The 11,030-nt window shown below is 59.9% G+C and carries 10 protein-coding genes; 9 read left to right on the top strand and 1 reads right to left on the bottom strand.

Translation table 11 applies throughout. The annotated features are described in order from the left end of the window. Nucleotides 1-111: 111 nt before the first annotated feature. Nucleotides 112-1,401 carry an MFS transporter gene (locus M0D69_RS42190; RefSeq protein WP_301787723.1) on the bottom strand — a complete coding sequence of 430 codons (1,290 nt, stop codon included), beginning with the start codon at nt 1,399-1,401 and terminating at the stop codon, nt 112-114. 379 nt (nt 1,402-1,780) lie between these two features. Between M0D69_RS42190 and M0D69_RS42195 the strand changes: the two genes are divergently transcribed. From M0D69_RS42195 to M0D69_RS42235, 9 genes are all read left to right on the top strand, one after another. Next, nucleotides 1,781-3,952 (top strand): TonB-dependent receptor, encoded by a 2,172-nt coding sequence (locus tag M0D69_RS42195; protein WP_301787724.1) that lies wholly within the window; start codon nt 1,781-1,783, stop codon nt 3,950-3,952. A gap of 15 nt (nt 3,953-3,967) precedes the next feature. Beyond that, entirely contained in the window at nt 3,968-4,663 is a 696-nt protein-coding gene (locus M0D69_RS42200) for a MotA/TolQ/ExbB proton channel family protein (RefSeq protein ID WP_301787725.1), read from the top strand. A 2-nt stretch (nt 4,664-4,665) separates the two neighbouring features. Further along, entirely contained in the window at nt 4,666-5,064 is a 399-nt protein-coding gene (locus M0D69_RS42205; protein ID WP_301787726.1) for a biopolymer transporter ExbD, read from the top strand. 1 nt (nt 5,065) lies between these two features. Further along, nucleotides 5,066-5,773, top strand: a complete 708-nt coding sequence (locus tag M0D69_RS42210; protein WP_301787727.1) for an energy transducer TonB — start codon at nt 5,066-5,068, stop codon at nt 5,771-5,773. Continuing rightward, on the top strand, nt 5,770-7,332 hold the full coding sequence (locus M0D69_RS42215) for an alkaline phosphatase family protein (protein ID WP_301787728.1): 1,563 nt from the start codon (nt 5,770-5,772) through the stop codon (nt 7,330-7,332). The genes M0D69_RS42210 and M0D69_RS42215 overlap by 4 nt, the downstream gene beginning before the upstream one ends. Next, nucleotides 7,322-8,044 carry a response regulator transcription factor gene (locus tag M0D69_RS42220; RefSeq protein ID WP_301787729.1) on the top strand — a complete coding sequence of 241 codons (723 nt, stop codon included), beginning with the start codon at nt 7,322-7,324 and terminating at the stop codon, nt 8,042-8,044. The genes M0D69_RS42215 and M0D69_RS42220 overlap by 11 nt, the downstream gene beginning before the upstream one ends. Next, nucleotides 8,013-9,389 (top strand): ATP-binding protein, encoded by a 1,377-nt coding sequence (locus M0D69_RS42225; RefSeq protein WP_301787730.1) that lies wholly within the window; start codon nt 8,013-8,015, stop codon nt 9,387-9,389. The genes M0D69_RS42220 and M0D69_RS42225 overlap by 32 nt, the downstream gene beginning before the upstream one ends. Nucleotides 9,390-9,722: 333 nt before the next feature. Continuing rightward, nucleotides 9,723-10,595, top strand: a complete 873-nt coding sequence (dapA, locus tag M0D69_RS42230) for a 4-hydroxy-tetrahydrodipicolinate synthase (protein WP_301787731.1) — start codon at nt 9,723-9,725, stop codon at nt 10,593-10,595. A gap of 96 nt (nt 10,596-10,691) precedes the next feature. Further along, nucleotides 10,692-10,895 carry a cold-shock protein gene (locus tag M0D69_RS42235; protein WP_301787732.1) on the top strand — a complete coding sequence of 68 codons (204 nt, stop codon included), beginning with the start codon at nt 10,692-10,694 and terminating at the stop codon, nt 10,893-10,895. Nucleotides 10,896-11,030: the final 135 nt, after the last annotated feature.

An 11,030-nucleotide genomic window follows, 5' to 3' on the forward strand; every position in this document is an offset into this window, starting at 1 on the left:
TAAAGAGAACAGCTAAGACATAACGACCGCAGACGCAGAAAGCAGCAACCCAGCACCGACCCCGACCACTACCCCAGAGCCCCCCTCCCATTACATTCTCCAGCAGAACGCTCAGGGTTCCTTGCGGGCTTGCCCGGCGGCACCACTTAGCGTTGAGTCAATCACCTTGCCGAGAACGCTTGCCCTAAGAATCCAGTTATAAACAGCGCCCGCGATCATCAATGCCGAGGTACCGAAAAATACCTCCCGCATGCCGAAATGCCCGCCGACGAAACCGCCGGCAAGCGGTCCGACGACCTGCCCGGTGTATTGGGCAGAAGTCGAATAACCGAGCATATTCCCCGCAATGGCTGCGGGCACGTTGTGCCGGATAACGCTGGCGACGCAAGGCAGCAACCCGCCAAGCGCGAGGCCCATCAAGAATCGCAGAAGGATTAATTGCCAGCCTTGTGTGACGAATGCTTGCGGGATCAGCAGGATGCCTGCAACCGCAAGGCAGCCGATGATGACGTTCCAATGCCCCAGGCGATCGGCGAGCTTACCCAGGTAAGACGCGGAGAGAATGCTGCCCAACGCTGCCGCCGACATGACAAGCCCGGCAACAAAAGTGACCTGGTGGAGATCGACAATCTGTGCAACATAGACCGTAATGATCGGCTCGATCGACATGTTCGCCAACATCAGGAGCATGCCGGTGAACAGCATGGCAATAGTCGGCCGTTTGTCCGCAAGCGCCGCCCAACTGCCGCGCTTGCTTCCTTTCTGGCTCGCGCCCGGTTGACGCTCGTTTTTTACAAACAGCACTGTCGCCAGGAACGTAATGAAGATCAGCGCGCCCGCGGCGAGAAAGGTCGAACGAATTCCGATAAGCGGCGGCAGCGATCCTCCAATGATCGGGCCGACCAGATTGCCGGCCATGATTCCAGAAGACAGGACACCGAGCGCCCAGCCGCATCGGTTTTTGGGTGTCTGGGTCGCGACCAGCACGGTGGAGCCCGACGCGAATCCGCCAAGCAAGCCCGCGAGGAGTCGAAGCCCGACGAGTTGCCAGACGTTATGCGCCATTCCCATTAAAGACATGATGATGGCCATGCCGAGACTGGCGCGGATCAGCATCGGCTTGCGGCCGTAGAGGTCGGCAAGCCGTCCCCAAAGGGGTGCGGTCAGTGCCGCAGTGAAAAACGTCGCGCCGTAAGCAATCCCGGACCACTGGACTATGGCTGCATGATCCTTGACGCCAAGCTGTTCAACGTACAGCGGCAGAAACGGCAACATGAGCGTCATTGCCACGATGGTCGTGAACGATCCGAAGACACAGACAATGAGATTGCGTCGCCAGTGGGAAAATTCCTCCGGCGCCGGAGGATTCGCGCGATGTGCGCTTGCCGCTTGTTTGTCCATGATCTTGTCCGGGTCGGCGCGAGCAAATGGGCTATGTCCGGTTTCTTCGTGAAGGCCGGAGCAACCGATTTGTGCAAAAGTGAATTGACTTCAACCCGGATCGTACGGCGTTGGCCGTGGTTCAACCAGTTCGCTGCCTATACCGGTATCGCGACTACCCGCCACGAAGGGCTGAGGAGATCAGGTTGTCGTCGATTCGGACATGGTCGCCTATCTGTCCAGCTCATGGCAAAAAAGCTCGCGCTATGGGGCGTTATCCATTCGTAATGCAAAGCTTAAGTTCGTAAGTTAGCCATCACTGCCGGTTAATGTGCTGTCTCTAAGATGCGCCTTGTCACCTTCCATCCAGACGGAAACCTAAAACAAGGACGCGTCAAAAATGCAACGGGTACGTTCACGGTTTCGCCAGAAACCACTCGCGCATATTGTTCTCGCATCGCTGTGCGCAACTGCTGCTCAGGTATCTCATGCACAGGCATCGGGGGATCTTGGCTCGGTGCAAAGCACCGCTACTTCGAACACTTCCGGCGGCGGTTCAACACCAGCCAACCCGCAGTCGGCGCCGGCACAGGCACCCACGCAAGGCTCGTTGACCGCGGACGAACCGCAATCGATCATCAACCGGCACTATATCCAGAACAGCACGGCACCCACGGCCAACTACAGCGATATCGTCCAGATCGCACCAAGCGTGAACAGCGTCAATCCGAACGGCGCTGGCCTGATGGAATCACAAAGCCTGTCGATTCGCGGTTTCCAGGACGGTCAGTTTAACGTGACATTCGACGGCATTCCGTTCGGCGATTCCAACGACTTCACGCACCATTCCACATCGTTTTTTACGTCACAGAATATTGGTGGCATTACGGTCGATCGAGGCCCGGGGGATGCCTCGCAGATCGGCTTCGCGACCTTCGGCGGCACGATTGCCGTCCAGTCGCGAGAGCCGTCCATGACGCCGTCGGTATCGCTTCTGGGTTCGTACGGTAGCTTCAACACCTGGCTCACCGGCGCGGAATTCAATACGGGTGACATGCAGCAGTGGGGCGACGCGCGCGCCATGGTCGGCTACAGCCATACCAGCAGCGACGGCTATCTGACCAACGCCTCGCAACGCCGTGACAACGTTTTTTTCAAGTTGGAGAAGCCCATCGGCGACGACACCCTCATCACCGTGTATGCGAACTACAACCGCATCCACCAAAACGTATCGCTGGGTGCGACCGCGGCGCAGATTCATCAGTTCGGCCCGAACTTCGGACTTAGCAACGATCCGACCAGCCAGTCCTTTTCCGGCTACAACTTCGACCGGATCAATACGGACATGGAATACATCGATGTCCAGACCCGCATTGCCGAGTGGAAGATCGAGAACAAGCTCTACACCTACGCGTATTACCACGACGGTTTCAACGGCATGGATCCGAATGGCGAGACCCCGAACGGCACCGCGTTCGGTCCGAATAACGTGCCGGGCCAGCAGATGGCCAACAACTACCGCGCGTTCGGCGACATCGCGACGGCGGAACGCAAGATCGGACCGGGTACGTTGCAGTTCGGCGGGTGGCTCACGCATCAGTCGAACTTCCGCGACAACATGAACGTGGACGACTCGCTGAATTTTGCGCTCCAGTCGCTTAATTTCACGATGCACGACACGTTGCTCACGTTCGAACCCTACGTGCAGTACGCGTGGGAGTTGCCCTTCGGACTGACGCTGACACCCGGCCTGAAGTACGTGTCGTTTAATCGCAGTATCGACGCGCCCGTGGACCAAGGCAGCGGCGTGCCGGTGAACTACAGCCACACTTGGACGAAGGTGCTTCCGTCGGTGACGCTGCACGAGCAGATCAACTCGAACTGGAGCGCTTATGCACAGTTTGCGCAGGGCTTTCTCGCGCCGAACCTGAACATTTTCTATGTCACGAATCCGGCAGGATCGAGCCAGCCCAACCCTGAGCAGACCAACAACTATCAGATCGGCACGACCTATAAAAGCAAACGGCTGACGGTATCCGCCGACCTGTACTACATCGACTTCCTAAACGCGATCACTAGCCAGACGGTGGGCGGTAACACCACGTTCTCGAACGCAGGCGGCGCGGTGTACAAGGGCTTCGAATCGGAAGCGACGTTCTACGCCGGACTTGGCTTCAGCCTGTACGGTAACCTGACCTTCAACTCTGCCAAGCAGAAGAGCACCGGCGACTGGATGCCGAATGCGCCGCAAAGCACCGCGGCATTGGGCCTGCTTTACGAGCGTGGACCGCTGAACGGGTCACTGATCACCAAGTTCGTGGGCCACCAGTTTGGTTCGACGGGAGATCAGCAACCTATCGGCGGTTTTACGGTGACCAACTTCGCGACCTCCTACACGATCAAGAACCTGGCGCCGTGGCTGCATAACACGCGCATCGGCCTTGAAGTCGACAACATCTTCGACCGCACCAGCATCAACGCGCTTGCCGGCTTTACCGCCGCCGACAATACGCCGCTGTACTGGACGATTCCGGGCCGTGCGATTATCGGCACCGTGTCGACCGACTTTTAAAAGGAGTTTGCCTGCATGACTTTCAACACGTTGCTGAACCTGGCCAACCATTCCGGAGGCGTTCTCTATGTCATTGCGGCGATGCTTTTTGTCGCGCTGACGATCATCATCGAACGCTCCTGGTTCCTGCACCGCGTCTCGGGCTATGGGCACGCCGCGCTCCAGCAAATCGACCGGCTCGATCAGCTCGACACATCGACGCTCACCACGTTCGCCGAGAAGTATCGAGGCCTGCCGATCGGACGGATCTTCTCGATGGCCGCGCGCCTTCATGGCACGCGAACGCGAGAAGAACTCGACGCGAGTTTCGAGGAGGTGATCATGCGCGAAGCACCGCGTATCGACCGCTTGCTGTGGGTACTCGATACGATCGTTACGCTAGCGCCGCTGCTTGGCCTGTTTGGCACCATCGTGGGGATGTTCAACGCATTCCAGGTGCTGTCCGACCCTGGCAACGCACCCACGCAAGTAACGGGCGGTGTGGCCGAAGCGTTGATCGCCACTGCCTCAGGATTGTTTGTCGCGATGATCGGCCTGGTGTTTTTCAACGGTCTGCACAACCGCGTGCGCGCGGTCGTGCACCAGCTTGAAACGCTCAAGGCTGCACTCGTCAACCGGCTGGCGAGCGGATCGCACGAGCATTCGAAGGAACTGAGAGAAGGGTCAGGGCCGCGCGCGGTGGTCGGGAAACTTGCCTCGCAAGGGGCCTGACAATGAACTACTTCGAAGCCAAAAAGGCCAGGATCGAGATCATCCCGATGATCGACATCATGTTCTTCCTGCTGGTGTTCTTCATCATGATCACGCTGCACATGATTCCGAACGCCGGCCTGAAGACCCAGTTGCCGTCGAGCGCGAGCGCGCTCGCTTTGCCGCCGCCGAAGGTGATGGTCACGCTGTCGACCGACGGCAGCATGTCGGTCGATGGCCGGGTGCTGACGCCGGCTCAGTTAACCTCGATGTTGTCGGCGCGGCCTGATGCGTCGCATACCGTGGTGACGATCGCCGGATCGAAAGCGGCGCAGATCCAGGACCTCGTCAGCGTGATGGATGCATGCCGTGCAGCGGGTGTCTCGCAGATCGCGCTTGCAGCGCAACCCGCGGCGAAGTGATATGGCGACTCCCTCTGCTGCCGGCTTCGTGCCGGAACGACGACGTTTCTATCCAGCGGCGGCGCTCGCGCTGCTCGCCGAAGCGCTGCTGCTCGGAGGTGGTTATCTGATGCTGGCGCACAGGCCCGCGCCGCCGGTTGTCCCGCCGGTGACGGTACTGTCGCTCGCGCCGGCACCGGAACCTGCGCCCGCGCCGGAACCCAAGCCGGTTGCGCCGGCACCGGTTCCCAAGCCGCAGCCAGTGGCACGTCCGGTCACCCCCGTGCATCAGGTGACGCATGTTGCCCGGCCGCGTCCGATGCCACCCGTGCCGACCCCGGTGCCGGAGCCTGCAACGCCGTCTGCAGCGCCCACGAATCCGCCGCCAGTTCCTGCGCCACCGCCGCCTCCTGCGATGCCCGCAGCGGCGCCTGCAGCCCCCAATCCGAGCTTTGAGAACGCCATGCGTGCCGCGATCCAGGCGGCCCTTCATTATCCGGAGTCGGCGCGCATGTCCGGCATGGCGGGTCGCACGCGGGTTGGCTTCCGGTACCGCGACGGCAGCGTATCCGACATCACGCTCATCACGTCGAGCGGTAGTGGACTGCTGGATCGCTCGGCGCTTGCGGCCGTAAGGGATGCGGCCTATCCCAAACCGGAACCTGCCCAGATGGGCAAAACCCTGAACGAACAGCTTTGGGTAACCTTCAATCTAAATACTGACGAATGAAACAAACACTCTCCGTTATCGCAGCTTTGCTGGGCTTGTCCACCGTCGCCGCCGCGACTGCTGCTGCACCAGCGGCGTCACTGCCGCCCGACGCGCCCGTGCGCCACGTCCTGCTGATCAGTGTCGATGGTCTGCACACGGGCGATCTCGCGCATTTCGTGGATGCTCATCCGGACAGCACGCTCGCGAACCTTCTGAAGCAGGGCGTTGATTACACCAACGCCCATACCGTTGCTCCCGCCGATTCGTTCCCCGGGCTGATGGCCCTGATAACCGGCGGCACGCCGGCCGTGACGGGCGTCTATTACGACGACTCGTACGACCGCGCACTGGCTGCGCCGGGCAGCGATTGCAGCCGGCTCGGCGCACGTGTTCGCTACGACGAGTCACTCGATATGGCTGCAGCCGATGGGCACGACATGATCGACCCTGCCAAGCTGCCTCGTGATCCGGTGCACGGTTGCGTGCCGGTTTATCCTCACAGCTACCTGCGCGTCAACACGATCTTCGAAGCGGTGCATGCGGCCGGTGGTTATACCGCCTGGACCGACAAACATCCGACCTACGAACTCGTCCAGGGCCCTTCGGGTCAGGGAGTCGACGACTTGTTCCTGCCGGAGATCGGGGCGAATTACGAAGGTCTCAGCAACGTCAAAGCCAAGGAGATCACCGGTTCGCTTCCCCGCACTGAGGACTACGACGACATGAAGGGGCGGGTAATCGTCAACGAGATCGACGGTTTGACGCACGACGGGAAAAAGCGCTCAGTTGTGCCGACCGTATTCGGCCTGAATCTGCAGGCGGTCAACGTCGCGCAGAAAATCTACGGGTATAAGAACCCGGATGGCGATCTGACAGTAGGTGTGGATCGCGCGATCGGACATACCGACCAGTTGATCGGGCGCTTCGTGAGTGAGCTGGAACGGCAGGGCTTGCGTGACGACACGTTGATCATCGTGACGGCCAAGCACGGCAATGGCCCGATTGATACCAGTCTGCTCAACAAGATCGACGAGCGGCGGCTGGAGAGTGTGATCGACAAGGCCGCACCGGGTGCGCTTGCTCAGTTGACCACGGATTACGGTGCGCTGATCTGGCTGAATAACACCTCGGCTACCCCCGCGGTGAGCGCTGCCTTGCGAGCGAATGCGGACGCGCTCGGTATTGCCGATGTCGTGAGCGGCGAGCGCCTGGCGCTGCGGTTTCCCTCGCCATTGCGAGACAGCCGTACGCCGGATATTGTTGTCGTGTCCCGCAACGGTGTCATATTTACGCCACCTGGCGATGGCAAACTAGCCGAACATGGGGGATTCCATGACGACGACACGCGCGTTGCCTTACTCGTGTCGAATCCGCATCTCGCTGCGCGGGGACAGCAGGTGACTTATCCTGTGTCGACTACGCAGGTCGCGCCAACCATCCTCGCCGCGCTCGGCTTACCGGTCAATGCACTCCAGGCTGTCGCGCAGGAAGGCACGCCGGTCCTGCCGGACGGGAGCTGGAACCCGCTTCGGCAAGTAGCGCAGGCTCAACCTGGAACACAATCGCTTGGCAAGTGAACAGGCCATCGTCCGCTCGATCGGACGGAAGTACCGCATTCTGGTTGTCGAAGACGACCCGAGTGCGGCGCTGGAAGTCAGGGCGGCGCTCGAAGACCATGGTTTCGACGTCGAGTGCGTGTTGTCCGGACATGACGGCTTGTTGCGCGCGATCGACGGCGAGTTCGACGTGGTGGTGCTCGACCGCATGCTGCCTGATATAGACGGCCTGTCGATCCTGTCGACGCTGCGCAATATCGGCAGGCGGACCCCGGTGCTGATCCTGAGCGCGCTCGCAGCAGTCGACGAGCGCGTGCGGGGCTTGCGTGCCGGGGGCGACGATTACGTTACCAAGCCATTCGACAGTCTCGAACTCACCGCGCGTCTCAATGTCCTGCTGCGCCGCCAATCGTCGGCGGCGGCATCCTCGACGCTGAGTGTCGGAGATCTGATCCTCGACCCCGGCATGCACCGGGCGCAACGTGCCGGCCAGACACTCGACCTGAAGCCTCGTGAATACAGTTTGCTTGAATTCATGATGCGGCATGCCGGTCAGGTCGTCACCCGCACCCTCTTGTTCGAGTCGGTCTGGAACTACCACTTCAACGCGCAGACCAACGTGATCGACATGCATATCGGCCATCTGCGCCGTAAGGTCAGCCTCAACGGGCGCATGTCGTCGATGATCCATACGGTACGTAATGTCGGCTATATTCTCCAGGCCGCCGAGTAGTCGCGCAGCGCGCCTGCATCCGGGCAGCATCGGCTGGCTGTTGCTGGTGTTCGTCAGTTCGGCGATAGCGCTGTTCGCATTGCTTTACTGGCTGACCAGCGGTTACCTGCTTCACCAGGTCGACGAACGCCTGAACGGAGAGGTGGCGGAGTTTCAATCGCTCGGCCGTGACGAAGCCATCGCGACCATCAGTGCACTGAGCCGGCGCGATGTTGCGGACAGCCGGCCCTATGGTCTGTTCGACGAGAACGGCAGGTGGCTTGCGGGCAACGTCGACAGTCTTCCGGCGGAAAAAGACAGTACTCCATTCGACTACGCGCAGGCGACCCGTGAGAGACGCAGCCGGGTGATGAGCCAATATCGCGGCATCATCGTGCCGACCAAAAGCAAACTGCGGATCGTCGTCGGGCATTCGATCGACGAGATCATCGTGTTCGACCGCACGCTGGTGACCACGTTATGCACGGGTCTCGCGCTGACAATCCTGCTTGCGGTCGGCTGCGGCGCCGCGCTGAACAGAATGTCGAACCGGCGTATTCGCGCCATCAGCGAGACGAGCCGTGAAATCATGGCAGGCCAGCTGGACCGGCGCCTGCCTACGCGTCATACCAACCACGATCTCGACCGGCTCGCGGGAATCGTCAACACGATGCTTGATGAGATAGAGCGGCTCGTGAGCGAGGTCCGCGGTGTGTGCGCCGGCATTGCTCACGATCTGCGTACGCCGATGACGAGTCTGCGCGGCGGGCTCGAACGGGCGCGCCGCCGCTCGAATACGGTGGACGACTATGCAGGCGCAATCGATACGGCGATCGAGCAGTCGGATGTCGTGCTCAATCGCTTTACGGCCCTGCTAAGAATTGCAGAGATCGAGGCCGGCGGACGGCGTGCGAGTTTTGGTTCGATCTCGCTTGATACCGTGCTGCGCGACGTGGTTGAACTTTACGAGCCGCTTGCTGAACATCGTGGCTTGTCGATGAAGATGCATGCGCCTGTAGCGGTCGAGGTCATCGGCGATATCGACCTGCTGTTCGGGGCAATCGAGAACCTGCTCGACAACGCGCTGAAGTTCACGCCAAGGAGTGGGGAAGTAACGCTCGAGGTCTGGCACGACAACGGCTTTCCTGCGCTGCAAATTACAGACACCGGACCGGGCATCGACGTGAGCGAGCGCGAAGCGGTGCTTCGGCCGTTTTATCGGAGCGCGGGTGCGCGAGCGCACATGACGGCAGGGCACGGCCTTGGCCTGAGCCTTGTCGCTGCCATTGCCCGCATGCATGGGGCCGACTTCGAGATCGGGGACAATCAGCCAGGCTGCAAGATGCTGTTGCGTTTTAGAGGCTAGCCCTTTGCGTGCATCCAGATCGGAGCCATTGCGCCGGATCTTCCCTATTTATATGCGTGAGGCGTTTATCTAGACACTTTGTTTACACGGCTTTGTGTACGCTTTATTTCGTTCGATCCTATGGAACTCGCAACAAATGAACATGGCACTTGCACAAGTCGTTGCCCGGATGCAATTGGGCAAAAGGTCCGCGTTAGCAGCTAATCGCGCAGCCTCGCCAGCAGCCCGCGAAGGCGCGGTGGACGAGGCATCGAAGACATCGCGACACACCGCTCCGCGGCTGTTCTATTCGCCGCTTGGCGTGTTCAGTCGCCACATTCATTGAGGGCAGCCATGGTCTCAGGAATCTGGTTGCCGATCGTCACGCCGTTTCGGAACGGTCAGGTCGACGTGGATGCACTGCAGCGTCTTGCCGAACGTTACCTGAACGAGGAAATCAGCGGGTTTGTCGCATTGGGAACGACCGGGGAAGCGGCGTTACTCGATCACAACGAGCAATTGACGGTTCTACAGGCGTTGCTGGAAGTCATCGGAACGCGCCTGACGGTTGTGGTCGGCGTAGGCGGGCTCAATACGCGGGACATGCTCCACGAGATTCACCGTTTCGCCCGATGGGACATTGGGGGATACCTGGTGTCCGCCCCGGCTTATATTTGTCCGGATCAGCGCGGTGTTCAATGGCATTTCGAGCAAGTTGCGCAGGCCACCGATCGCCCCATCATTCTTTACGACGTCCCGCATCGAACTGGTGTTTCGATCGAGACGGAAACGGTTGAGCGGCTCATTGAATGCCCGAACATCCTGGCAATCAAAGCGTGTGTGCCGGAACGCTTTCGAGACCTTTGCCGATTGCCGATCAGCGTTTTATGCGGCAATGACGACGCATTCCTCGACTGCCTGACTGCGGGCGGTACCGGGGGAATCCTGGCAAGTGCACATCTTTTTGCTGACGCACTGGAGGAGGTTCAGGAGCGCGTCCTGTCGGAGAGGCCTGAAGAGGCGATCGCGCTATTCGACTCTCTCCGTCCGGTCATCAACCTCCTATTCGACGCGCCTAATCCCGCCGGCGTCAAAGCCGCGTTGTCAGTCCGCGCATTGATCAGCAAAGAGACACGCATGCCGATCATGGAAGCGTCAGAGGAATTGACTGAGCGATTGAGGGTCGGCCTGGAAATATGCGCCCGCATGCAAGCGGTCGTTGCTTGAAAGGCAACCAACATAGTGCGATGGCGTCGGGCCACGTGGCGCCGGTCGCATAGGGAAGTAATCGATACGTGGCGTTTTATGAGCTCCGGGAAAATCATGGCAACTGGTACTGTAAAGTGGTTTAACGACACGAAAGGCTTTGGCTTCATCACCCCCGACGACGGCGGCGATGACTTGTTCGCGCATTACTCGGAAGTGCAGGCGCATGGCTTCAAGTCGCTTCAAGAGAAGCAGAAAGTCAGCTTTGAAGTCAAAGAGGGGCAGAAGGGCAAACAAGCGTCGAACATTCAGCCACTCTGATATTGGTGTTCGTTCGCACTCAGTCGGGGGTGGTGCTGGGTTGCACGGGGTTTTCGGGCGTAGTGGTCGGAGTTGATGCAGGGTTGCTGCTGCTTAGGCCTGCGGTCGTTATATGTTGGATGTTTTCTTTATCAC

The organism is Caballeronia sp. SEWSISQ10-4 2, assembly GCF_030464885.1.
Lineage (GTDB): Bacteria > Pseudomonadota > Gammaproteobacteria > Burkholderiales > Burkholderiaceae > Caballeronia.